This is a genomic window from Azospirillum sp. A23 (assembly GCF_042938965.1).
Taxonomy (GTDB): Bacteria; Pseudomonadota; Alphaproteobacteria; order Azospirillales; family Azospirillaceae; genus Azospirillum; species Azospirillum melinis.
In genome coordinates, this window is sequence record NZ_CP170665.1 from 191116 (window position 1) to 216479 (window position 25364).

The 25364-nt window shown below is 62.3% G+C and carries 15 protein-coding genes; 6 read left to right on the top strand and 9 right to left on the bottom strand.

Annotated features, from left to right (window positions below; translation table 11 throughout):
• The first annotated feature begins 1 nt into the window (after position 1).
• The 6 genes from ABNQ40_RS08905 to ABNQ40_RS08930 all read left to right on the top strand — a co-directional run bounded on the left by ABNQ40_RS08905 (position 2) and on the right by ABNQ40_RS08930 (position 10173).
• Entirely contained in the window at positions 2-1351 is a 1350-nt protein-coding gene (locus ABNQ40_RS08905; protein ID WP_109046978.1) for an SEL1-like repeat protein, read from the top strand.
• Positions 1352-1369: 18 nt separating this feature from the next.
• Positions 1370-3661, top strand: coding sequence for a glycosyltransferase family 2 protein (locus ABNQ40_RS08910; RefSeq protein WP_146255357.1), 2292 nt, complete (start codon positions 1370-1372; stop codon positions 3659-3661).
• Between the two features lie 883 nt (positions 3662-4544).
• On the top strand, positions 4545-7412 hold the full coding sequence (locus tag ABNQ40_RS08915) for a glycosyltransferase (protein ID WP_391346118.1): 2868 nt from the start codon (positions 4545-4547) through the stop codon (positions 7410-7412).
• Between the two features lie 138 nt (positions 7413-7550).
• A complete protein-coding gene (locus ABNQ40_RS08920; protein ID WP_247879431.1) occupies positions 7551-7877 on the top strand; it encodes an NAD/NADP transhydrogenase alpha subunit-like protein in 327 nt (108 codons plus the stop codon).
• Positions 7877-9112 (top strand): peptidase G2 autoproteolytic cleavage domain-containing protein, encoded by a 1236-nt coding sequence (locus tag ABNQ40_RS08925; protein WP_109046951.1) that lies wholly within the window; start codon positions 7877-7879, stop codon positions 9110-9112. Before ABNQ40_RS08920 ends, ABNQ40_RS08925 begins: the two co-directional genes overlap by 1 nt.
• 287 nt (positions 9113-9399) lie before the next feature.
• Positions 9400-10173 carry a CatB-related O-acetyltransferase gene (locus tag ABNQ40_RS08930; protein ID WP_282187135.1) on the top strand — a complete coding sequence of 258 codons (774 nt, stop codon included), beginning with the start codon at positions 9400-9402 and terminating at the stop codon, positions 10171-10173.
• 211 nt (positions 10174-10384) lie between these two features.
• Here ABNQ40_RS08930 and ABNQ40_RS08935 read toward each other — a convergent pair whose 3' ends face one another.
• The 9 genes from ABNQ40_RS08935 to ABNQ40_RS08975 form a co-directional block, all read right to left on the bottom strand.
• On the bottom strand, positions 10385-11305 hold the full coding sequence (locus tag ABNQ40_RS08935) for a bifunctional 2-polyprenyl-6-hydroxyphenol methylase/3-demethylubiquinol 3-O-methyltransferase UbiG (protein WP_158285494.1): 921 nt from the start codon (positions 11303-11305) through the stop codon (positions 10385-10387).
• A 53-nt stretch (positions 11306-11358) separates the two neighbouring features.
• Positions 11359-13299 carry a glycosyltransferase family 2 protein gene (locus ABNQ40_RS08940; RefSeq protein WP_391346123.1) on the bottom strand — a complete coding sequence of 647 codons (1941 nt, stop codon included), beginning with the start codon at positions 13297-13299 and terminating at the stop codon, positions 11359-11361.
• A 17-nt stretch (positions 13300-13316) separates the two neighbouring features.
• A complete protein-coding gene (locus tag ABNQ40_RS08945; protein WP_109046955.1) occupies positions 13317-16319 on the bottom strand; it encodes a glycosyltransferase in 3003 nt (1000 codons plus the stop codon).
• A gap of 31 nt (positions 16320-16350) precedes the next feature.
• Entirely contained in the window at positions 16351-17289 is a 939-nt protein-coding gene (locus ABNQ40_RS08950) for an NAD(P)-dependent oxidoreductase (RefSeq protein ID WP_109046956.1), read from the bottom strand.
• On the bottom strand, positions 17286-17852 hold the full coding sequence (gene rfbC / locus ABNQ40_RS08955; protein WP_109046957.1) for a dTDP-4-dehydrorhamnose 3,5-epimerase: 567 nt from the start codon (positions 17850-17852) through the stop codon (positions 17286-17288). Before rfbC ends, ABNQ40_RS08950 begins: the two co-directional genes overlap by 4 nt.
• A 20-nt stretch (positions 17853-17872) precedes the next feature.
• The gene (locus tag ABNQ40_RS08960) at positions 17873-18922 is read right to left on the bottom strand and encodes an NAD(P)-dependent oxidoreductase (RefSeq protein WP_109046958.1); all 1050 of its coding nucleotides are present in this window, start codon (positions 18920-18922) and stop codon (positions 17873-17875) included.
• 36 nt (positions 18923-18958) lie between these two features.
• A complete protein-coding gene (rfbF, locus tag ABNQ40_RS08965; RefSeq protein WP_109046959.1) occupies positions 18959-19729 on the bottom strand; it encodes a glucose-1-phosphate cytidylyltransferase in 771 nt (256 codons plus the stop codon).
• Positions 19730-19898: 169 nt separating this feature from the next.
• Positions 19899-22544 (bottom strand): glycosyltransferase, encoded by a 2646-nt coding sequence (locus ABNQ40_RS08970; protein WP_158285495.1) that lies wholly within the window; start codon positions 22542-22544, stop codon positions 19899-19901.
• A 441-nt stretch (positions 22545-22985) separates the two neighbouring features.
• Positions 22986-25298 carry a glycosyltransferase family 4 protein gene (locus ABNQ40_RS08975; RefSeq protein ID WP_109046961.1) on the bottom strand — a complete coding sequence of 771 codons (2313 nt, stop codon included), beginning with the start codon at positions 25296-25298 and terminating at the stop codon, positions 22986-22988.
• Between the last annotated feature and the right edge of the window lie 66 nt (positions 25299-25364).

Consider the following 25364-nt stretch of genomic DNA (forward strand, 5'->3'; position numbering starts at 1 on the left):
CGTGTTCGGCAAGCGGAAACGCACCACCTCCACCGTGTTCAAAAAGCCGGATTTCCAGCGCGGTCTCGCTGCCTTCGAGGCGGAGGACTATGCCGGCGCCGTGGCCAACTGGCTGCCGCTGGCCGAGCATGGCGATGCCGAGGCGCAATTCCGCCTGGGCCAGCTCTATACCCGCGGCCAGGGGCTGGTGCGCGACTTCGGCGATGCCGCCCACTGGTTTCGCAAGGCGGCCGAGCAGGGCCATCGGGAGGCCCAGTTCTCACTCGCCCTGTGCTACGCCAACGGCGAAGGGGCGGCGCAGGACAGTGCCCTGCCGGTGCGCTGGTACAAGACAGTGTCCAAGGCCAGCCCGCCGACGGCCGAGGCCAACCTCGCGCTGCTTTATCCCAACGGGCTGGGCATCACGCCGGACATCGCTCAGGCCCTGCACTGGTATAGGCTGGCGGCCGAGGCCGGCCATGCCGAGGCGCAGCACCACATGGGCCTGCTGCATGCCTTCGGGCAGGGAGTGCCGCAGGATCTTGCCGCCGCCGCCGACTGGTACCGGCGCTCGGCCGAAGGCGGCTATGCGGTTGCCCAGCATGCGCTCGCCTCCTTCTACGCCAATGGCCAGGGGGTGGAGCGCGACATCGGTCAGGCCATCGCCTGGTACGGGCGTGCAGCCGACCAGGGCTTTGCCAACGCGCAGCTGGCGCTCGCCATCATCTACGAGCACGGCACCGGGGTGGAGGCCGATCCAGCCCGCGCGGCGGAGTTCTATCGTCAGGCGGCCGAGCAGGGCCATCCGGTGGCGCAGGTCAATCTGGGCCTGCTCTATGCCCGTGGCCAGGGCGTGCCCAAGGATTACCGCGAAACCCTGAAATGGTGCCGCCTGTCGGCCGAGAAGGGCAACGTCAACGCCCAGTTCAACCTGGGCCTGATCCATTCCAACGGACTGGCCGGCCAGCCCGATTATGCCGAGGCGGCTCTCTGGTACCGCAAGGCGGCCAACCAGGGGAATGTCGGCGCCCAGGTCAATCTGGGGCTGATGCTGATCCATGGCTGGGGCGGGCGACCCGAGCTGGGCGAAGGGGTGGACTGGCTGCGCAAGGCCGCAGCGCAGGGTCACACCGGCGCCATGAGCAACCTCGGCGCGCTCTATGCCGATCAGGGCGGCAAGGCTTACAACCCTGTCCAGGCCTATGTCTGGACCATCATGGCCGCCGCGGCTACCCAACCCGGCTCGGAGCGCGACGGGCTGGAAGCCAAGGCCCATGAGTTGGGCAACCAGCTGACCAGCGAGGACCGCCAAAAGGCGCAGGTCATCATGGAAAATTGGAAGAAAAACCCGAAGCTGATGGTGACGGGCTGATTCCAAACAGAGGCCGCCGTGGCAGTCCAGGGCAAAGTCGAGGCAGTTGAGCGGCTTCCCGGGATCGGCTGGGTTGCCAGGGGCTGGGCCGTCGACCTCGAGGCACCGAACGAGCCTGTGCGCCTTGCCCTTGCTTTTGAGAAGGGCATGCTGGGCGAGTTCAAGGCCGACCTGTTCCATTCCGGGTTGGCGGTTGCGGAGGCTGGCCGGCACGGCTTTGCCGTCAAGCTGCCAGGGGAACTGCTGGATGGCCGTCCCCACCTGATCCGGATCCTGGTCAGAAAGGATGGAACGGCGCTCGCCCACGATGGCGAAGAGATTTTCTTCCCGCAGCAGCTGCATGGCCAAATCGAGAGTCTTGAGCATGCGGCGCTGCGCGGCTGGGCGTTCAACGAGCTTGCGCCCAACCGCTCCTGTCTTCTCGACATTGAGATCGATGGCCGTCACGTGGCCATGGTGCCATGCGACCAGCCACGGTCCGACCTGGCTGGGTTCCTGGCAAGCGACGGCCGCCATGGTTTCCGGTTTCCCCTGCCGGCTTGCGTGTTCGACGACCGCCCGCATCGGGTCGTCATCCGCTTTGCCAACACGGACCGGCAGCTTATCGGCAGTCCGTTGGAGGTGCGGTTTCCAAGGGGGCTGCTGACCGCGCGGCGGCGCCGGCTCGACGAGCTGGCGGTGGAGCGGGGCGTTGCCCTGGAAGAGGGACTGAACGCTCTGACCGTCGAGCCGCTGCGGCGCATCGCCGATCCGGCGACGTACTCGGCGTGGCTGGAGCATCATGAGAAGGCAATCGAAACTGCGCTTGCCTCTGTGGGTGCGCAATCCGGTGGCCGGGGCGGTGGGCATCTGGGAAAGCCGACGGTGGAGGTTGTTTCTCTGCCTGGACCAGGGTCGGAGGTGAAGGAGTTTGCGGCGTCGATGGCCGGCATCTCGGCCGACGCGGTGGTTCTGCTCGAGCCTGGCGCCCGGTTGCACCCGGCCTTCCTGCCCCTGGTCCAGACCGCCCTGGCCGAAGACGGCATCGGCTTGGTCTACAGCGACGAGGACAGCCAAGACGCCGACGGCGGGCGGGTCCAGCCGCATTTCAAGCCCGGCTGGGATCCCGACCGCTATCAGGCTTTTCCTTATGTCGGCTTTGCTTGTGCGATTGCCCGCGACTGCGTGCGCCGGGCGATTGCCCTGGTGAGCGAGGTGGAAAGGCCAGTCGATTCCTGGGCCTGGGCGAAAGCCGTGGTCGATACCGCGCTGCTCTCGGCGGTGCCTGGGCGGGTCCGGCAATTGCCCTTCGTGCTCTATCACCGCGGTCCTGCGTCTGTGGAGCACCTGCCACGGGCGGTGCCGGAGCGGGCAACCCGGGTCCAGGCTCATCTGGATCGGATCGGCGCTCCGGCCGATGCTGAGTTGGATGGACCCGAGCGGGTGCGGGTGCGGTGGCGGCTGCCAGCTTCCCCTCCCCCGGTGACCCTCATCGTCCCGACACGCGATCGGGTCGACCTGCTCAAGGCCTGTCTGGAGAGTGTGCTGTCCAAGACGACCTACCCGCGCTACGACATCGTCATTATCGACAATGACAGCAGGGAACCGGAGACGCTGTCCTATCTGGAGAGCTTGGCCCGGCGGCCGGGCGTTTGGGTCCGACGTTGGCCGCAGCCTTTCAATTATGCAGCCATGCACAACGCAGTGATCGAGGAAATCTCCAGCCCCTATGTGGCGCTGCTCAACAACGACGTCGAGGTGATCGCGCCGGAGTGGCTGGAGGAGATGATGGGGCATGCCGTTCGCCCGGAGGTTGGGGCGGTCGGCGCCAAGCTGCTCTACCCGGACGGCATGATCCAGCATGGTGGGGTTCTCGTTGGTCAGCATGGGGCCGCCGATGCTACTCAGCGGGCCTTCTCCGGGGATGAGGAAGGTTATTTCCACTCGGCGATGCTGGTCCAGACTGTCTCGGCGGTGACCGCGGCCTGCCTGGTGTGCCGGCGGGATGATTATCTGGCGGTTGGCGGCATGGATGCCGAATGCTTCTCGGTCGCCTTCAATGATGTCGATCTGTGCCTGAAACTGCAGGCGCGTGGCCGGCGCATCCTATGGACGCCGCATGCGCTGCTTTACCATCGCGAGTCGGCAACCCGACAGACCGGACGCTCGCCTGAGGCACTGGCGCATGAGCAGCGCGAGGTGGCCCACCTTCGCTCGAAATGGAGGACTGAAACCTTCGTCGACCCCTTCTACAGCCTCAACCTGACCCGGGGGCTGCAGACGCACGTTGATTTCAACTGGCCGCAGCCTTCCGCTTCGGACCAGGCATGAGCAAAGCGGAGTCGATAAGAATTCAGGACAACAGAAAATGAGGCTGCATGCATCCTTTTGAGCAGATCTTTGAGCAAAAGGTGATGTCTGCGTCATAGTTCCTTTCTTTCTCATTTTTCTAAGAAGTATGTTTTTGCTTTATATTTTTTGTAAATACTTTCATTTTTATTTAATTGATGGCCGCCGTTGTTGTCGTTTGTCCACCCATGTATCGTATGGGTCATACCAGTTCAGAAAGCGATGGTGGCCTGAACCGGGAGATCAGGAGAGGGTCCGCAAGTGACTGCCAAGTCCCCTTTCGACACCCGTCCCGGCGATCGTCAAGGAAGGCGTGGCGCGTGCCCGCTGCCGGCAAAGTCCGTCCGCTGTCGTGATGACCGGCCGGCAATGCCATCCGCTGGCAAGCAGATCAGCCACCCCCCATTCCGACGGAGATGCTGTAGATAATAGTGTTCCGCTGCTTCGCGGCTCTCGAACGATTTCAGTGGATGGTCGTTGAACTCGGACGTCATCCACCATGCTCCATTGTCATACCGGAGCGTGTAGCGGCGACTTTGCAGCATGAGCACCGTCCATTTGTTTACCGGTTTAAGGATATGGCAGAAGATGGCCGCCGACAGTGACACGCTGGACGTAGTTCGGTCGGAGGAAGGGGCGCGCGGCACAATTTCCCATGGCGTAAGCTGGGAGAAGCGTCAGTGCTCACTTCATGGGATGGTAACCATGCATTCAGGGGCGACGCGCTTGGCCAAACATCATTGTTACTACCATACGCTCAGACAAGATTTGTAATATGCATGGTTGCATGTGTAATATGCATGGTCGCATGTGATGGTCAGCGCCATTGCGTATTCAACTTTAGATAAAAGAACGGATTGGAGCGATGGTTGAGGGGCTGCCCTTTGTATTAGAGGGGTATGTTGAAGGGTTATCCGGCCAGAGTTTCCGTGGATGGATATGGTGTGTTGGTCGTCCCGATATAAAGCCTTCAATCCATATCAATATCGATGGAAATTTTTTATATCTAAGCGTCGCTGATATTTTCCGTGAAGATCTTCTTGGCGATGGAAAGTCGGATGGGCGGGCTGGGTACCAGTTCTCCCTGCCGGCAGAGATTTTCGATGGCCGCAACCATAAGCTCGAGCTGCGATGGGAACTGCTTTTTGACGGAGAAACTTATTCAGGCGTAATCGACAGCGTGGAACTGGCCTGTCCTGCCACGCTGCCGGATCCGGCGGATGCCCCTCCGCCCTCCCATCCGTCTGTGCTCATGGAAAGCTATTTCGAAGGGATTCGGGAGCGCACGCTCAACGGCTGGGCCTGGTGTGTCGACCATCCGTCGGTCAAGCCGACCATCGATGTCATCGTCGATGGCGAACGGATCGGCAGCACCGTTGCGTCTGACTACCGAGCGGACCTGCAGGATGCCGGAAAGTCCGATGGGAGCGTCGCCTATTCCTTCACGTTGCCCACCCATCTGCTCGATGGGCAATACCATGACATCATGCTGACTTGGAGCGTTCCGCTGGACGGCGAGGTCCATCGAGGCCCCCTTCTCGGCGAACCGATCCGAATTCAGGTTCCAAAAGCCAACCGGCTTCTTGAGCAGTGGCTGCTGCACCGGACCTTGCCGGCGGCAGGAGACGAGGGCCCGGACCTTGCGCGGGGGAGCGAGGCTGCGTCCATTCCACAGACGGCCGGCACGCTCATCCTTTTATCCCGGCAGCAGCCGGTCACGGTGGTCGTCCATCTCGATGAGCAGGCGGAACTGTCCCAAACCTGCCTGGATGCGCTGGTTGCCCACACATCCTATCCCTGCAAGGTCGTCATCGTCGACGATGGCACGTCCAATGCGCGGATCGCCGATCTGATCGGCTTCCTTCAGGCGCGATCCGGCATGGTCGAGGTTCGGCGCAACCTCTGTCCCCTCGGTTTTGCGGTCAGCGTCAGGCAAGCCATGGCGGATACGCCGGGCGACGTGGTTCTTCTCAGCAGCAGGGTCCGGGTCACGCCCCATTGGCTGGAGGGGCTGGTGCGCGCCGCTGCCCATGCCGCCGACATCGGCATCGTGGCCCCGCTGTCCAACCGGCTGGCTTGGCTTGGCCTGGACGACGCTGTCATCGACGACGCACTGGCGCGGCAACTTGCCCGCTCCAGCGAGCGGCTCTTGCCGGCGGGCCACGGCTTTCCCCTGGACTGCGTGTTTATCCGCCGGGCCCTGATCGACGAGGCTGACCCGTCCGGTGCGGCCGATGAGCCCGACGCCGAACAGGCCGCGAGGAGCTTCTTCGCCCGCCTGACCGGGCTGCAATGGAGCAGCGTGCTGGCCGACGATGTCCTCGTCCATGTGGCCGGCACGCCGGCCATGGTGGGCGGGGCGGAGGATCCGGCCCATCACCTGCTGGTCAAGCGCCTAGCCGGATCGGATGCCGGCAGCCAGATCGCCCATGCGGTGGCGCAGGCGACGAAGCAATGCGGCGCAGCGATGCGTCCCCGCCTGCTGTACGTGCTCAGCCCCCCCGACAATTCGGGAACGCCGTTGATTTCCCTGTCGCTGGCGCGGCGGATCCGCGATGCCTATGAGCCCTGGTTCGTCTGGGGCGACGGGGACCGCATCAGCCTCGCGGTCATGAACGATGCGGGCGATGTCGAACCGGTCGCCACCTGGAAGGTCAACGCGACGCTGACCCCGTGGGACTTGAAGCGTGGCGACGTCGATACCGTTCTGTTCAAGATCCTGCGGGATTTCGACATCGCGCTCGTCCATTGCCGTCAGGTGATCCAACTCGGGCTGTCGGTGACCAGGGTGGCGCAGGCTCTGGGCGTTCCCGTCATCCTCTCGTTCCACGACTTCTATCTCGCTTGTCCGACGGTAACGCTGCTGGACGGGGAAGGGCGGTTCTGCGCCGGCCACTGCGACAAGGGGAGTGGCGACTGCCGGTCCTACTTCATCCCCGAACACAGCCTGACGCTGCGCGACGGCTGGACGCCGGCCTGGCAACGCTTCGTCGCGTCCATGTTCCGGTTCGTCGATGTGTTCGTCACCACGACGCCGTCCGCTTATGACGTGCTGACCGGCGTTTATCCGGAGTTGCGGCAGCGCGAATTCCGCATCATCGAACATGGACGGACCTTCCCCGAACGCTACGGCATCCTGACCGCGCCTTCGCCCGGCCGACCGGTGAAGGTGATGTCCCTCGGCAATTACAACACGGCCAAAGGTCTGCGCACGGTGCGGGCCTTGGCCGAACTGGACCGGCAGGCTCCGGATGGGGCGCGCATCGAGCTTCACTGGCTGGGCGAGGTTCCCGGCGGCATCGCCGCCGTGCCGGTCGGGATCCATCACGGTCCCTACCAGCCGGACGAGGTGCTGTCCAAGATCGGGGAGATCGGCCCCGACTTCGTCCTGCTGCTGTCGACCTGGGCAGAGACCTATTGCCACACCCTGAGCGAGGCCTGGGCGGCCGGCATCCCTGTCATCGGGTCGCGGCTGGGCGCCATCGGTGCGCGGATCGAGGAGCATGGCGGCGGCTGGACGGTCGACCCCCACGATGCCGCCGCCATCCGCGACCTGATCCTCCGCCTGTCGGCCAACCAGAAGGAGTATCGGGACGTCAGCGGGCGCATCCCGCGGATCCCGATCCGCCCCACCGAAGACATGGCGGCCGATTATCTGGCGCTGTACGCCGACACCGTCAGGCGCCGTTTCCCGCTCGCGCAAGCCGGCCAGCCCGGCGGTCCCAGCTTTTAAGAATATTTTCTTGAGCGTGATACGCAGCCTCGGATAGGCTTTCGGCAGTCAAGGGACACATGTGTCATCGAACAGCCCGCCCGGCATTGCCGCGGCGGGCTTTTTCGTCCCTGTGCAACGGCAATCCGGGAGAAGGCGATGCAAGGATTTAGAACCTATAAGGACGATATGGGGGAGAGGACCGCGATCGCCCAGCCATCCAACTGCCGCTATGCCGTGGCGTTGACGGCAGGGGTGGGCGAGACAGTCACCGTTCCGGCGGAGGCGACCAGCGTGGTGTTCAATGCCACCGCCCCGTTCTGGGTGCAGTATGGCGCTCCCGCCACCCTCCCGGCCGGCAGCATCCTGGACGGCAGCGCTCCCGAACTGGCGCCGCAGGCCCGTCGGGTCAAGGCCGGCAGCATCCTGGGGCTGATCGCCCCGGCCGCTTGCCTCGTCTCCCTTTCGTTTTTCGGAGGGCGCTGATGACCGGCTCCTATCACCACTCGATGCTCGTTCCCCAGCCGCTTTCCGGCATGCAGGTGGCGGCGGGTACGGCGGCGGCGCCGTCGGTCAATTTCGCCAACGACGCGGACACCGGCGTCTTCTCCCCCGCCGCCAACACCCTGGCGCTCTCCACTGGCGGCAGCGAGCGGGTGCGGGTGGACAGCAGCGGTCGTGTGGGGATCGGGTGCAGCCCCTCGGTTCCCCTGGAGATTCGTCAGGCCGCTCCGCAGATCCGTCTCTATGACGGCAGCGTCGTCGATGCCCGGTGGTATACGGTGTCCGGCAGCGGGGCGACCATCTTCGGGAATCTCAGCGGCCATGCGCTTGCCTTTTACACCGCCAACGCCGAGTTCATGCGCGGCCAGCCTGACGGTAAGGTCGGCATCGGTACGGTTTTCCCCAGCGCCCGGCTGCATGTGAACGGCAGCGGGCCGGCCTTGTGGGCAGTAACCAGCGATTCTGCATCGCCTGCCCTCCGTGGCTATGCCACCCACGCCAGCTATGCCAGCCAAACCCTTCTGCTGGACGCGGATCGTCCTGCCGCCAGCGGGTTCGCTTTCCTGTTGGCGCGATCCGGTGTCGCGTCGTCCCCCGATACCAAGTTCAAGCTCCTGGGCGACGGCAACGCCTATGCCGACGGCGCCTGGACGGGCGGAGGCGCCGATTACGCCGAGTTCTTCGAATGGGTGGACGGCAATCCGGACGGGGAGGACCGGCGCGGGCTTACCGTGGTTCTGGAGGGTGAGCGGATCCGTCCGGCGACCGACGCCGACGCGCCCGAGCGGATCGTCGGCGTGGTCAGCGCCACCCCCACCGTGATCGGTGACGCCGCCTGGAATCACTGGTCCGGCAAGTATTTGCGCGACGAGTATGGCGGCCTGATCACCGAGGAGTACGAGGTCGTCAGTTGGGAGGACGAGGAACCGTCAGAGCTGGGTGGGGAACCGGTCCGTCACCAGCGCAGCTTCCCTGGCGATGCGGTTCCCGAGGGCGTCGTCGTTCCCGCCGATGTTCACCGGGAAATCCAGCATCGGCCCATCCTCGATCCGGCGTTCGATCCGAACCGCCCATATGTCCCTCGGGCCGGGCGCCGCGAATGGGCGGCCATCGGCCTGATGGGCAAACTGCGCATTCGCCATGGGCAGCCGATAGGAGATCGGTGGGTCAAGCTACGGTCGCATGCCCCGCTCATTGACGAGTGGCTGGTTCGTTGAACCCTATCCCATTTTCTCAAAATACATCATTGGAACCGAAGGATTGAACGGCCGTATCGTTGTATGCTTTCTCTCTCGAAATCGCTATTTCAATGAAGAGAACGATATTGGCGACTATCATATCCGATAGAATCCGATGATGAGTTGATGCTTCGGCACGACGGACCTTGCTTGTCGCGCCGAGGCATTCAGCCCCACGCGCTGGAGCGAAAACTAGCTTTACCATTTTGTATATGTGCATTATTGGTTCAATTAGATATTCCCTGTATAGCGCAAGGGTCCGCTTTATGAGCTTGTTTCGCGTATCGCAGGAGCTTAAAGCCGCTCTCACTGAAGCTGGCGTAGAAAACTTCTGGACCCCCGGTTCCACGAATGCGCCACTGGCGGCAGAGTTTGAGCCTCCGTGCAATGTTCAATGGATGAATTGGGCATATGGCGGCTCTATGGGCGCTTTCAGCTATGGGGTTAGCGGCTATTATTTCGGCACTCATATTGGACGATATTGTTCTTTTGGTGAGCTTGTTCAATGCGGCCGTGGGAATCATCCCATGAATTGGTTGAGCACAAGCCCTTTCCAATATTTGGAAAGTTTTCGTTTTCAAGTTGGGCGATCTTTTGAACACGCTGACGAATACCACTCATATAGAATTCCGCCGCAGCCTCATTCTGATCTTGGTGGGCCGAAAGACACCATTATCGGTAATGATGTCTGGATTGGACATGGTGCTTTCATCAAAATGGGTGTGAAAATCGGTCACGGTGCTGTAATTGGTGCAGGGGCTGTGGTTACTCGGGACGTTCCTCCATACGCAATTGTCGTAGGAAACCCAGCTGTGGTGAAAAGATATAGATTCTCAGAAGAAATTATTGAAGATCTTCTAGAAATCTCTTGGTGGGACTATGCACCCTGGGATCTGGTGGATGTTGATTTCTCTAATATTGAGAAAGCAATAAATCAAATCCGTGAGAAGAAGCTCGGTAGTTTAATAAAGCCTTATCTTCCAAAAAAATTTACCATTCAGTCCCTGGTTGATGGAATGTCGAATGAAAATGTAAAGTAAGATAAATTGTGGTTATGTGGGGGGGGTGGTGTAAAATCAGCGCTGCAGGTGAATTTTTCATCTTATTCTTGATAATTTTCAATTGAATTCAATTGCAATTCAGATCCGGTCTGAGGTTGAAGAAAATAAACGGTTTCAATTCCTCAGACCGGCTTTTGATAAGAATTATTAGACAATTTACTCAGAAGGCCGTTTTAGAATTTTTCCTATATTATGATCTCTTTTCCGCGAGCAGCATCCGTCTGTTTCTGCTGCCGTATACTGGACTTGGAAATTTTGCCAAGAGAGAGTCACTGGGCAAAATCTCTACAACAGAGTCAAAACCGACTTGATATAGAGCATCAATCATTCCCCGATAAGTTGGATGAAGCTCAACGATTTTGCGTGTATCGTTTGCATGACCAAGGTGGGCGAACTTTACATGTCTGGAGATTGTTTGTATCCATCCGGAAAAAGCAAAGTTGTGAATAATCGTATCCACCAAGACAAATCTCTTTGTCTTTTCATGCATTAGTTGCAAGAGACCAAGTGGGTCAGAAAGATGGTAAAATATTCCAAGGGCAGATATAAAATCGTAATTAGAAGTGTTTTTACTTTCTAAGTATTCATATGCATCGGCGACATGAAATTTTGAATTGTAATCATTCATCAAGCTTTTTAAAAAATAAGCCTTCTCGATGTTGACATCTCCAATGTCAATTCCAGTCACCGACAGATTTTTTCCCTGACTAAGCATCAAGGGAATGATTCCGCTGTTGGTCGCGATATCGAGCCATGAGCCTTCAATCGAGAATTTTTCCAGCGTGTAAGACAGCATACTCATTCTCAAAAGGTAGTCATTTCGACCTTCTGCGGAAATGTTGCTATCAAACCGGCCCCGATCAATGGAATCTGTGGATATCTCGGGAGAGAGGTCAAAAGAATATCCCCAAGGCGCAAGCCTTGAGGCTCTATCCTTCTCGCGTTCTCCAAGTTCTGTCAAAGAAACTGGTAAATTTTTGTAAGAATTTTCTGTCGTAACCTCAAAAACCTGAACAAGCTTTTCAAATTCTTCTGGATGTTTGAGCTTGAACTCGCGGAAGCCAGCTTCGACAACGTCGACGTTGCGGCGTGTTTCTTTTTCGAAAACCATTTCCATCATCACCTTTGATGTGATCTATTTAGTTCTGCAACTTTCAGAGAAAGTCAGACTTTGGACTTCTGTCTGGCATCATCTTTTCTCTTTGCAAAGTACCGCTGCAATCCGGTTTCGATCAGTTCGGGCGCGAGTGTCACCACCCGGGCAATCGAATCAGCAGCAGCGACATAGACCGCCCATCGGCTGCGCCATTCTTCGATGGAGGTGACGTCGCTGGCGACTCCGTCGCCATTGTCCAGCATGCGCAGGCAGGCGTTGCAGACCTCGGGGGCCGGCAGGCCGCAGGGGTCGCCACGATAATTGCGCAGAGTCCGACCCGGGCAGAGCAGGGTGTAGTCGCTCAGGACAAGGTGGAGCGCGATCCGTGCCTGCGCCTTCTGCTCCGCCAGCAGCTTGATCGCGGCGTTGACGAGGGTGTTCTCCGGCAGGTCGTACACCGTCACGTCGGTGATGTTGAGGAGCTTCAGCAGCTTGATCAGTGCCGCCGGGGACGAGGTGTGGAAGGTGGTGGCGATTTCCTGAACGAACACCGAGACCTGGACGCTGGGACCGCTGGCCGCGCCGATCCAGACGCAGACGCCGCCCTGTTCGCACGTCTCGACCTTTCGGTTTAGCGCCGGGGCCGATGCGTGGGCGGTGTCGACGACGATGGCCCGGCCCGGTGCCTTCAGTTCCCCGGTGACGAGCCGGGCGGCGACCAGCGTGCGCAATCCCGCCATGGGGTCGGCGGCGAAATACGACATCACCATCCCGTGATATTCGGGGAAGCGCGAATGGATGGTCTTCAGGTTGCGGGCGATGAGCTGGCGCTTCTCCTCCGCCATATAGACGCCGCCATGCTTGTGCCAGACATACATGTTCGGCAGCAGGATGTTGCGATAGCCCAGGCGATGCGCCTTCAGGCACCAGTCATTCTCCTCGCCATAGCCGAAGCCGTAGGTGTCCGCGTCGTAATAGCCGATGCGCTCGAGGACGGCCTTGTTGTGCGCCATGCAGAACCCGACGCCCGACGGCAGGGTGACGCCGCCGTCGGGCCAGGCGATGCCCTGGAACGCCCGGTCGATCACCTCCACCGGCTGGTCGCGGAACCGCAGATTGTCCTCGCCGACGATCGGGAAGCTGCACACCGTGCCGGCGTTGGTGAAGGGGGTCACCGTCGCAATGTCGTCGTTGTCCAGAATCGGCTGGATCAGGCGCTTGAGCCACCCCGGCGGCAGCACCAGGTCGGTGTTGAGGACGACGACATGGCGGCCGCGCGGAGCGGCTTCGTACGCGGCGCAGATCCCGCGGATGTAGCCTTCGTTCTCCTCGACGCGGATCAGGCGCATCCGCGGCTTGTAGCGCTGGTGCGCCTTCTCCAGGAAGGCCACGACCTCGGGATCGGTGTTGCCGTTGTCGACGACCGTCACCTCCATGGGATGGCCGGGGGCGGCGAACACGGATTCGAAGAAGGGATCGAGGAAGTGCAGCCCCTTGTAGACGGACACCAGGACGTTGACCGGTTCCTGTTCCGCCTGCGGCCGGCGCTGGGAGGATTGTGCCGGGGCGCGCGCCTGGAGGCGCTCGATCTCCACCGCCAGATCGCGCCGGGTGGTGCCGGAGGCGACAAGATCGATGTGCGGGGAAACGAACGGCGACAGCGGCTGGATGCGCGGCTGTCGCCGGCCGCCCTCGTCCTCGCTGACATAGAACAGCGCCAGCGGCACTTCCACGGCGGAGCCGTCCTCGTAATGCAGGCGCAGGTCGATCTGCGCCTGCGGCTCCACCATCAGTCCATACACGCGGAAGCAGGACTTCAGCGAGGCGTCGGAGCGATGCGCCTCATAGACGTCGTTCCGGACGAAGCCCCAGTTGGCCACGCGCACATCGGTTCCGGATGCGGTCGTCGCACGCAGCTCGAGCCGCGTGATGACCTTGTCCGCATCGAAAAGCCAGCCCTGCAGGTGCAGCAGCCCGTCGTACCGGATGTTCTCGACATAGAATTTCATCTGGCTTCGGTCCTGACTCAAAGGCTGCCGGAAACGCCGATACGGCGGAGATAGTCGTCCCGATACTCATCGCGTGAGACGCCGATGTGCACCGGAACCGCCTTGTTCAACGAGGACCGCTGGCGGTAGGCCTCCAGCAGGGCATCCCCCAGATGCTCGGGCGAGGACGGGTATGGAACGGCGATGCCGCCCTCCATGGCCCGGATGCGGTCGCCGATCGCCCCCATGTCGTAGCCCACCGGAGTGAGCCCTGCCGCCAGGGCCTCGGACAGCGTGTAGCAATAGGTTTCCGGCCAGATGCTGAGGAACAGGGCGATCTGGCAGTCGGCCGCGGCCAGGATGCCGGGCAGCCGGTCGCGGGCGTATCTCCCATGGAAGGCCACATTGCCCAGGCCGTTGAACCGCCTGGGATCCGGGACCGATCCGATCACATGGAACTGCAGGGGCATGTTCCGCTTGTCGGCCCACCGCGCCAGCCGGATCAGCTCTTCGAAGCCCTTGTGGACCCCGATGCCGCCGATCACCGCCACGCCGATCCGGTCCGCATTGGCGATCCTGCGGGTATGGACGGTGGAGGGAACCGGCTCGGCATGTCCCAGGATCTGGAGATTCGCCGACGGGTAGTACCGCTTCATCCGGGCCAGCACGTCCGCCGCCGGCACGAAGACCGACCTTGCGGACTCCAGCCGCAGGGCGTGGTGCCGGCGCCAGGCCGATACCGTTCCGCCCACCTCCGTGTAGCGTTCATCCTCGCCCGGATAGACGCCGGCGAAGGAAACGCATTTCTCGCAGGCGCTCAGCGCCGGCTCGCCGCAATAGCGCTCGGTCTCGTCCATCAGCGTGACGCGCGGGCAGATCCAGTAATAATCATGAACCGTGATGTCGAGAGGAACGCCCAGGCGCTCGTTGAGCGTCCAAAGCTCGTCGGAATGTCCGAGGATGTGGTGAAGGTGGACCGAGCGTACGTTCAGCGCCCTGGCGGCCTCGACCAGCCCATCGATGCCATCGGCCACGTCGATGCGGCGGGCGATGTTGCCGACCGGGTCCATCAGCAGCACCGACTGCCTGTTGTCACCGCGGACGAACAGCGAGCGCACCCCCGCTTCCGCCGTTATGGCGGCGACATCCTCGCAGTGGGTCACGATGCCGCCGCCCAGCCCGTGCAGGATGTGCAGGATGGTGGGGCGCTGGTCGGCGCACATCTGCCGCTCCGCGATTCTGTCGGTCATGGCGAGATACGCGGCATGATCCTCGGAGGACAGGAAATCCGCGGGCTGCAACGTGCCGGTGACAGGCAGGCAGGCCAGATCGGACAAGCCGTGCAGGGCCCCCTTGGCGGACTGCGCGTCCGCCCAGCGGACCAGGGCATCCGCCAGCGTGGTCTCCGGCGGCAGGTCCAAGGCGGTGCTGCTGCCCTTCAAACACACCGCGTCCAGGCGGGGACGCTTGAGGAAAGCGAGTCTCGGCCGTTCGGAGTCCAGGACCGTCTTCCCGGATCCGGCAGGCTCCGATCCCGATGCATCGGTTCGCTGCGGCAGGATGGCCTGCGCATCCGCCCACCCCATCATCGACAGCGATGCCAGCAGGGGATTGGTCGCGAGCTGCCGTTGCCACGCCAGAACGATGGTGGGCAGAGGGACGCAATCCGCCTGGACGATCAGAAGGTTGACCGGGGACTCGGCGGGACCGGCCAGATGCCGCCGGATGAAGTCCCCTTCCGTCAGGCAGGCCAATCCGGCCGCTTCCAAGGAGGCGCGCAGATCGTCCGTTGCCGGGCCATGCGTCCCGGTCATGACCACCTGCGGAGCGTTCTGGAGGCTGCCCACCTCCTTCAGCGCCGTGACGAGCGTGTCCGGGTTCAGGCGGTCCGCCGTGCCGCCATCGACCACCACGGCCATGAGCAGTTCCGGCTTGTAGTTTTTCCGGGGTGCCAGGCGCAGTGCGCATCCGGGTTGGAGGCGGAATATATCCTGCCCCTCGACCAGCGACGAGGCCTGGCCCACCATGGAGAACAGCTCGGACATGTTGACCTTGACGCCCACGGTCGTGGTCTGCAGTGCATCCAGGACAGCGCACGCCATGCGGGCCTTGAGGCTGCTGTAGCCACGCTCCGTGTAAAGCAGCAGCGGCTGTTCCGTGAGGTGCATGTCGGTTCCATGCACCTTGATGGTCACGCTCAGCGCGTCCTGCTCCCGAAGAGACTTCGGGAGGTTCAGAAGAAAGCCATGGAAGACCGTCTCGAAGCGTGAGGCAAGGTCGCCGCGTTCCCGATTGGCCTCGACCATGAAGGTCTGGCCTCCGAGCTTGACGTCGAGCTTGACGGGAGTGTTCGGCGCTGTCTTTTCGATCACCCAGCCGGAGATCCGGTCGGTGGTCAGGACCTCGACGAACCCTTCGTAATCCGCCTGATAAACCTTGGGAGACCCGCCGAGCGCCAGCCCCTGGCAGCGCACCTCGACCGTATGTGGCCGGCCATCGCTGCATATCTTGGGAAGTGGAATGGAAAAGGCGGAACGGCCGATGTGGATGCCGAGCAGGGCGATGTCGGCGCGCGGCTGGTTCGCCGTCGCTTGCCCGTGCAGCACGCCGTCCACGTACAACTCCACGGTCTGAGGCTTTGCCGTCAGGGACCGGGAACAGCACCATCCCTTGGCGGCCCCCTCGGAGATCAGGTCGAAGCAGCCGTCTATCTGACCAGGCCCCAGTTTCTGCAGGCTTCCATGCAGGGGGGCATACCGGTTCCCGCCCATCACGGCAAAGGCGCTGACCTCATGCTCCTGGCCACTGAAAAAACGGGCGGGAAGCGGAATTTGGAAGTGGACATGCGCATGGCCCTCTTCCAGTTGCGGCCCGGGGCGGTCGGCGGTGCCCTGGGCAACGATCGTTCCGTCCACGCTTATCGCGATGTCGACCGGCTGCGATGTGCTGCCGAATGCCCATCCCACTGCATAAACACCCTCGAATCCATTGAAGCAACCTTTGATGTTTAAAGATTGCGAGGCGACCGCCTTGGTTTTCATTTGAACTTCCCTAAGGGTGCTATGCTTATGCTTAGATGGCTCTAGTCTTGATTTGATAGTATTGCGCTAGATTGTCCCAGGATTTGCTCTCGCTCCAGCCGAGCTTGCCGATGTCGGGCAATTCGGTATTGGTCCGGACCATCGGCTCGCTGAAATCGGCCTGCTCGGCAAGCTCGACCGGGGTGTCGATGCCGAGCCGCGACCCGATTTCCCTTGCGAAGCGCAAGGCAAAGGCGCCTTGCGTCTCCACATAGCCGCTTGGATTGTGCCGTGCGGCACCATGGCCGGCGGCAACATCGGCGGCGAAGGCGGCATAGCTTCGGGCCAGCAGATCCACATGGATGTTGTCACGCACGTAGCGGGGCGTGAGCACGGACGCGGTCTTCCCCGCGACCCAGCACCGGATCAGGTGGGCGCAGAAGCGCGGCTCCTCGAAGGGGCCGAACGGATTGGGGATGACGAACTTGCCCAGCCCGACGCCGAGCACGCCCGCCCAATACTCGAACATCTGGCCCGTCAGCCCCTTGGAAAGCCCATAGGGGGAGAAGGCCCGCACGGGCTGGGTGCCTGTGCCTTCCCCCTGCTCGAACACGCTGCCGGTCAGTACGACGCTCCGGCCGCCATGTTCCGCGAAACGGCGGAGGACGGCCGGCAGATTGCGCGTGTTGTCGGCAAGCGCCGCGGCCACGTCGAAGTCCATGCTCCGGTAGTTGGTGACATTGGCCCCGTGGTGGCACAGCAGATCCCATTGGCCGTCGCCGAGCAAATCGAGGAAACGCTCCGTGCCGAAGGCGGCGTCCGGAACCAGTTCGACCTCGTCCCGCAGCCCGTGCACGCGTTCGGCACGGATCCCGTCATAGCCTTCCAATGTGCCGCGAAGCGGCGCCACCACATGGTGGCCGGCGGCGGCCAGCGTCCGGGCAAACCAATAGCCGGTGAAGGAACTGGCCCCCGTCAGCAGGATCCTCACAGCAGCCCCCGCATCGTGTCGACACCATGCCAAGCCGGATCGAAATCAGGCCAGTTCCTGTCCTTTTCGGAAACCTCGCTGGGGGTGATCGGCCACTCGACGGCGAAGGAGGGGTCGTCGTACCGCACGCCGCGCTCGCTGTTCGGCCCGTAATAGGCGTCCACAAGGTAGAGCGCTTCGGTATTGTCCTGCAGCGTGATGAAGCCATGCGCGCAGCCTTTCGGCACGAACATCATCAGGCGGTTGTCTTCGTTCAGCTCCGCGCCGAACCACTTGCCGAAGGTCGGCGAATCCGGACGCAGATCCAGGACCACGTCGTACAGCCCTCCCTTCAGGCAGCGCACCACCTTGGACTCCGCATCCGGCGGAAGCTGGTAATGCAGGCCGCGCAGGGTGCCCGCGGAAACGCTCAGCGAATTGTTGATCTGCAGGAAGCGCGACGGCAGGCCGGCCTCCGCGAACTCCCGCTCGCAAAAGAAGCGGGCGAAGAAGCCGCGGTCGTCGCCGCGCTTCTCAAGTTCGATCAGGCGGACACCGGCGACCGGCGTGGTGTGGAACTTCATCGGAAAATACCCTCGTCCGGTCAGCCGGCGATCCAGTTCAAGTCATCGCCCAGGCGGCCTTCCGCCATGTGGCGCTCCAGCACCTTGAGGCGCATGAACTGCGAATTGCGGAATGCCGCGTCGCGGAAGTTCATGCCTTCCAGCCCGTCGCGCAGCCCGGCGATGGCCTTGGCGAGCGTGACCTGCGGCTGATGGTCGACGGCCAGCTGACGGAACAGCGAAAAATCGACCTGATAGGACCGCTTGTCCGGCGGAGCGTCGGTGTTGATGCTGACCCGGCTCCCCGGAATGGCTGCGGCGACCGCGTTGGCGAGGTCGTGCACCTGATAATTCCACTGGTCGCTGCCGGTGTTGACGGCAAGCAGGCCGCCGCCCTGATCGGCGGTGCGATGCAGAGCCCAGTCGATGGCGCGCGCCATGTCCTCGACATGGATCAGCGGACGCCAGGGGGAACCGTCGCTCAGCACCGTGATTTCGCCGGTCGCCAACGCACAGGCGACGAAGTCGTTGAGAACCAGGTCGAGACGCAGGCGGTCCGACATGCCGCAGGCGGTGGCGAAGCGCAATGCCGTCACCACCATGTCGCCACGGTCCATCGCCTGCAGCCCCCGTTCGGTCGCCACTTTGGAGCGGGCATAGGCGGTCAGCGGATTGAGGGCGTCGGTCTCCTTGCGCGGCCCTCCCTCGGCGGCGCCATACATGCTGCAACTCGACGCGAAGACGTAGCGCTTCACGCCGCAGTCACGGGCAAGTTCGGCCACGCGTACCGCGGCACGGTGGTTGATGTCGTCGGTGACGGCCTCGAAGCGGTTGCCCATCGGGTCGTTCGACACTGCGGCCAACTGGACGACGGCATCGACGCCCTGCAGAAGCTCCTTCGGAAGAGTGCGGACATCGCCGAAATACTGGGCATCGAGCCGTGCCTCCGGCAGCAGCTCCGAACCGGTCAGGCAATGCCCGAAGAAGCCGCTGTCGAAGCCGATGATGTTGGCGTCGGGGTGTCGGGCGCGGAGATGTCGAACGAGCACCGGACCGACATAGCCCATGTTGCCAGTGACGAGGATCTTCATGTGCTTTTCTTCCGTCAGGAATTTCAGTCGGGCCGGTTACCAGACCTTCCAGGGGGCCTTGCCGGTATCCCAGAGTTCTTCGAGGTATCGCTTGTCGCGCAGCGTATCCATCGGCTGCCAGAAGCCGCGGTGGAAATGGACGCTGAGCTGATTGTCCCGCGCCAGTCTCTCCAGCGGCTCGCGTTCCCACACGCTGGAGTCGCCTTCGATGTAGCTTCCGACATTCGGGGAGAGCACGAAGAAGCCGCCATTGATCCAGCCGCCATCGCCGAGCGGCTTTTCCTCGAAAGCCACCACCCGCGTTCCGTCGTAGCGGATCGAGCCGAAGCGTCCCGGAGGCTGCATCGCCGTGACGGTCGCCAAACGGCCTTCGCGCTTGTGGAGGTCGATGACTTGGCGGATGTCGACGTTGCCGACACCGTCGCCGTAGGTGACGCAGAACGCCTCATCGTCCCGGACATAGGGCAGGATACGCTTGATGCGTCCGCCGATCATCGTGTCTTCGCCCGTATCGATCAGGGTGACGCGCCACGGTTCGGCGTTGTTCTGATGGATTTCCATCCCGTTGTTACGCATGTCGAAAGTGACGTCCGACATGTGCAAGAAGTAATTCGCAAAATATTCTTTAATGAAATACCCTTTGTACCCTAGACAAACAATGAAATCATTGATGCCATTGGCAGAGTAGATTTTCATGATATGCCAGAGAATCGGCCGGCCGCCGATTTCGATCATGGGCTTGGGCCGGGACGTCGTCTCTTCCGAAATCCGAGTTCCAAGACCGCCCGCTAAGATGACTGCCTTCATAATGGGTCAGACCCTCGAAATCATTGTCTAGGGGCTGTCGATCGACAGGGCTGGCCCCAGTTCGCTTTTTGAAAGCTCTGACACACCGTGCCCGTTCGACCGGCGCACGAAACCGTCAGGTATCTGCAGACCACGACGGATCACGATGGCCAGGAGTTGCTTCTGCACGTCATAGCCTCAGCCTGAGGGAAGGCAGCGTTACCCGGTCGAAGGCTTGGTTGAGGAACGGGTCCGTAACGTATTCCCCCCACTCGGATCGCAGTCTTCGCAGCTCAGTCTGGTGAAGGTCATGTGCCGCCTGTCCAAGCGCATAGCCGCGCGTTTTGGATTCATGGTGGTACAGGCAAGTCTTCGGATCGTAGACCACCCGCCAGCCGGCCTTGCGCGCCGCCAGGCAGTAGGTGATGTCGTTCCAGTTTACGGGCCAGCTGGCATCGAAGCCGCCAATCGCTTCGAAAACCACTCGAGGCGTGATCAGGCAGGCCCCGGTCACGGCAGCGGCAGAGCGCAGCACTTGGACGCGCCCGAGATAGCCGCCCTCGTGCCCGGGCATGCCGATCCCTTCGTGCACCGCCCCATGCTCAAAGCTGGTGACCACGCCGGCATGCTGGATGCTGCCGTCGCCATAGAGCAGGCGCGCGCCCACCACGCCAACATCGGGCAGGCCAAGCGTTGCCACTGCACGGGTGAGCCAGCCGGAATCGGTGGCCAGGGTGTCGTCGTTGAGGAAGACCAGCACGTCGCCGCTGGCTTGCTCAGCGGCCAGATTGTTCATCATCGCCCAGTTGAAGGGCCCTTTGTAGGGCATCATGTCGACGCCGCGCTGTGCCTGCATGGCGGCGATCAGGGCGACGCTGGCGGGGTCCTCGTTCTGATGGTCGATCACCAGGATCTGCAGTGGCCCCGGATAGGCCTGACGGGTGTGCAGAAGCGAATCCAGGCAGTTGCGCAGCAGGACCGGCGAATTGCGGGTCGGCACGATGACGCTGACCGCCGGAAAGCTTGCCGGACGACATTCGAACTCACACGGTTCGACCAGCGTCTGGATACCGTCCTCGTCTTCGCTGATCACCAGCGTCTGCCGCACCTCGGCCACCATCCCCCGGCGCGCGGCCCAGCCCGTCACCGCCTCAGGCTCGCCCACCAGCAGCCGCGGCAGATTATCGGGACTGCGCAGGTCGATGGGCTGCTCCAGGCTGTAGAGCACTGACGGGATGTGACGGATGGCGCTCGCCGGCACACAGTCGCTCACGCGCAGCATCAGATCATGCAGGCTCGACGGTGGCATCCCGTCGGCGAGGACGCACGCCTTCAGCAGGACCTCCGGCGTCACCAGAACCATCGGTCCGGCATAGTCGTAAGCCAGCAGCATCACCGGGTCGAAGTCCGGCTTGAGAATTGGCCGAAGTTGCGCCGGCTTGCCCTTGTTGGCACCGAACAGAGTGTCATGGTCGCTGTAGGCGACAGAGGCCGGAGTGGCCGATGCCGGCGCCAAGGCTGCCAGGAAGGCCGCCAGCGCGTCCGGACGCAGGCTTCCGGCTTGGCCGACCACCAGATGGGCGCCGGCGGCGCTGACGAGAGCGTGGGTGGCCAGGAGGCGCGGCAGGGCTGCCGGTGTTGCCACCACCGCCCGGGCCTCGTCACCAAGCGCCGCGGCGGTCAGCGGCCGGATCAGCGCGCCGACCTCGTTGCCGAGCGTCTCTGCATTGGCCAGAACGGTCAACGTCCAGCGCTCCTGCGTCTGGCCGTCCAAGGAGGCGAGCAGGCGGCGCAGGGAAGCCGGCTTGAGGGCGGATTCCAGCAGGATCACATTGACGGCGAGGCCGGCCACCGCCGCGGCGGCTTGTCCGTCCAGCGGGCGGTGGCAGGCGAGCAGTCCCTGGGCTTTCAGGCTGCCATAGGCCGAGAGCGGAGGGCTGATGTGCTGGAGTGTGTGCGGGAGCTGCTGCTCGATGCTGGCGAGCATCGACTTCATCGATTGGATGGCGTTGAGCATGCGGCCGAGATCATCAAGGGCGGCCGGCAGGTTGGTCTTGAGGTAGATGTCCGCACCGAAGGGCGCCTTGGATTGGGCGTCACGGATGCGCAGCATCGCTCCGCGGGCGACCAGATCGGCATGGGCGGCGGGGATGTCGAAAGCGAAGCCATGGTCGCCGCAGCTGCCGATACGCTCGGCCAAGCCGGGAACGAAGCGCTCGCAGCGCACAGCCCCGATAAAGCGGTCGCCCAGATGCAGTTCGAGCACGACGCGCTCGGACAGGTCGCTGGCATTGGCGCACCAGCCCATGACGGTGCCGGCCCCGTTGTGCGAGGCTTCGCCGATCAGGCGGCGGGTGGGAGCGAGTTCAAGCGCCGCCAATCTGCCCTGCAGGCCGGATGCCGCCAGCCACTCGGCCACTGCGGCGGGCAATCCAGCGCGGAAATCCTCATTGCACAGGATGGTCAGCAGCCAGAAGCGCCAGGAGCGGCTGGAGGCAAGACGGTCGCGCGCGGCAGCCGACAAGGGCAGGCGCTCCAACGCCCAATGCCTCAAGCCCTCGTCTGGAGCCGGAGCCAGGGCGATGTGCGGCAGCACGGCCGTGCCGGTGAGGCTGGCGACGACACCGGTAAGGAACTCGCCGCGCATCAGGTAGTGGCCGAGGAATTCGCCGAGCGTGCAGTTGGTGGCGGCCGTGATCTCCTCGACACTGGCCGGGTGGCGGCCAAGGAAGAGGCGATAGCCGTTGAACGCGTCCTCAAGGTTGGTGTGCACCAGGGCATTCCTGCCTTGCGCCGGCACCGCCGTGTCCCCACCCAAGCTCAGACCGCCATCCATTCTCGTCTTCCCCACCGGCCTGCACCATCCCAGCGGAGACATACCGTAGGATGCAGCACTTGGCATCCAATACCTCTTTCCGAGGAGTCGACGCCGCTCTGCTGATTCTGCTGCGAGCTTTTCACCCTATGCGAAAGCGCTAATCAGAATGTCCAGGAAAACCATAATCGGTCTATAACCAAAGCACGTAAGAAAAATCAACTTTGTTGTGCGGTTGTGGAAGTTATGTCGCAATACACGCGTTTCTAATGCAAAAAATTCAATCTTAGGTTAAAGTCTATGCCGTCTTGAGTTTGGAGAATGATCAAGGAAGCGCTGCGAGTTGAAGACAGTACAAAGAGGCGTACTGGTAAAATCCTGAAAATCTTTATCTCAAATTGGATAGCTCAGTGAAACGGGTGGGCTGGCGCGCGGCATGCTGTCGCATGGGCCATCGGCTGCTCAGGCCTCCACCATGGCGGGGGCGCCGCTTTCCAACACGGCATGAAGCCGGGTGGCATAAAGTTCCTGCAGCACCGGACGGGCAAAGCGGCTGCGAACCAGGGCGGTGCCAGACGCTGCCCGCCTTGCGGTCTCACCCCGGTCCTCCCACACCCGCCGCATCGCCTCGGCGGCCGCACCGACATCGGGCTCGTACCAGCGGGCGCCGGGAGTGACGCCGAGATACTCGTCGCTCTCCAGATAGCGTTCCCGGCCACCGACCAGGAAGGCGGTCTCCTCCGTCATATAGTCGAGGTTGGCGGAATAGCGGGAGGCGATCACCGGCTTGCCCATCATCATCGCCTCCACCATGGTGTAGCCGAAGCCCTCTGCCCGGTGCAGCGAGACATAGGCATCGCAAGAGCGCATCTCGGCCAGCGAGTCGGCGTAGGACAGCTCGCGATCGCGCACGACGATGCGGGGATCGCTGCCGACCAAGCGGTCGAGCTCCAGCTTATGGGCGAGGTCGGCGACGCTCCGGCTGCTCTGGGGATGGCGGATGCGCAGAACGAGCCGCACCCTGCTTTCGGCAGGAAAGGCTTTCCGGAAGGCGCGGACCACCGCGAGCGGGTTCTTGCGCGTATACCAGCTGCGGGCATCGAAGCAGAAATAGAAGGTGAAGGGCTCAGCCTTCGGCCGCTCTTTGGTGCCGGCGTTCAACACGCGCTCGTCGATGCAGTTGGGCACGACATGGATGGGACCGGTGAAATGCTGGGCCAGGGCGTCGGCGCAGAAGCTCGACATCGTCCACAGCTCGTCCATCATCTCGAGCGCCAGATGGGCCGAGCGGGGCAGAGCGCTGGTTTCCCACAGGAAGAAGCCGATGTTGTAAGCCCCGGCGAAGCGCTCCAACCCATGGTTGATCATGTCGCTTGGTGCGCCCAGCAGACCGAAGTGGATCAGATTGACCGGATAAAGTTCCTCGCCGGCATGGCGGCCGGGCATCGCCATCATCGGCATCGTCACGCCGAAGCCGGCATCCTGCAGGATGTCGCGGGAGAACAGGGCGTTGCGGCTGATCCCGGTGCTGCCGTCGAAATAGCCGAACAGGTTGACGCCCTTGGCCTGGGCCGTCCGCGGCAGGTGGCGCACCAGGGGCGCGCGTTGACGCTGGCAAAGCGTCGAGAGGCTCAATGCCTGCGTGTCCGGCACGCCAAGGCGGGTATAGAAATAGGCAAGCCCATTCAGAACCTTGCCTTGATGATGAACCGGGGCATCAAGCAGGGCCCGCACCTGCGGGGTCAGGAACAGGTCGTCGAGGTTCCAACGGATCAGCCACAGCGAAATCGCCAACAGCAGGGGGAACAGCGCTTGCTCGTCAGAGGAGTTGAAGGCGGAGGCAAGGGCGCTGTCCCGGGCATGCATTCCGGCATAAAAGCACGAGATCAGCCCGTGGGGATCGAGCCCCGCCGCAGCGTTCAACGCCTCCACATGGCGGGTTGCCAATGCCTCCTTGGGCAGGCGGGCCTTGCCGAACATCCAGTAGGTCAATTGGCACAGCGCGTCCGCTCCGCTGCCGACCGTCTCACCGGCTCCCGTCTGATAGGCTGACAGCAGGCGGGAGCGGAACTGGCCTGCGGCATCTTCTTCGCCTGAGGCGAGATAAGCCGTCACATCGGCCGGCAGCGGACACCAGGCATGGTCGGCAAGATTGAAGCGGTCTGCGCAGCGCACCAGGAAGCGGGTCAGGTCGACGGCGCTGCGCAAATGGAAATTTTGCGTCTCCTGCAATCGATGGAGTTGATGCGCCAGGAAGCTGCCGACCGTCAGCTCTGCCTCTTCGAAGCCGTCGGCGGGGCAGAGAAGCCGCGCATCCCTTATGCGCTCCCGGCCGCGCTTGGTCTGGTTCACCGTTTCGCTGAGCGCACTCACGCACAGGGCCTGACGCTCCAGCGTTATGCCGGAAAGCGCGGTATCGATCACCGCGCGGTGGAGGCTGGTGACGATGGGGGCCCCTGGAATGGATATCCTTGTGCCGTGGATTTTGACATCCACGCAGCAGCGATCAACCGAGAGAAGTCCAATGGGCAGTGGAATGTTGAACGCAAGAAAGCCGTTGCGTCCCGGCAGATCGGTCAGCGCCTTGTGATGCTCGTTGCAGGCATGGGTTCCGAGGAAGCGTCCGTCGACATAGAGGTCGACCAGACATTCCTCCGCAGGATTGCTCTGGTTGTGCAGCCAGCCGTAGATTTTGTTGGTGGTGACGAATTCCAACCCGCCCCGGTAGGTGGCGCTTGTGCCGATTTCGGACTTGATCGGGCTGATCGCATTCATTGTGCGTCCTCCGGCACAGCTGTCCTGCCCCCTTCAAGAGGATGGACAGACGAAGCGGACGAACAG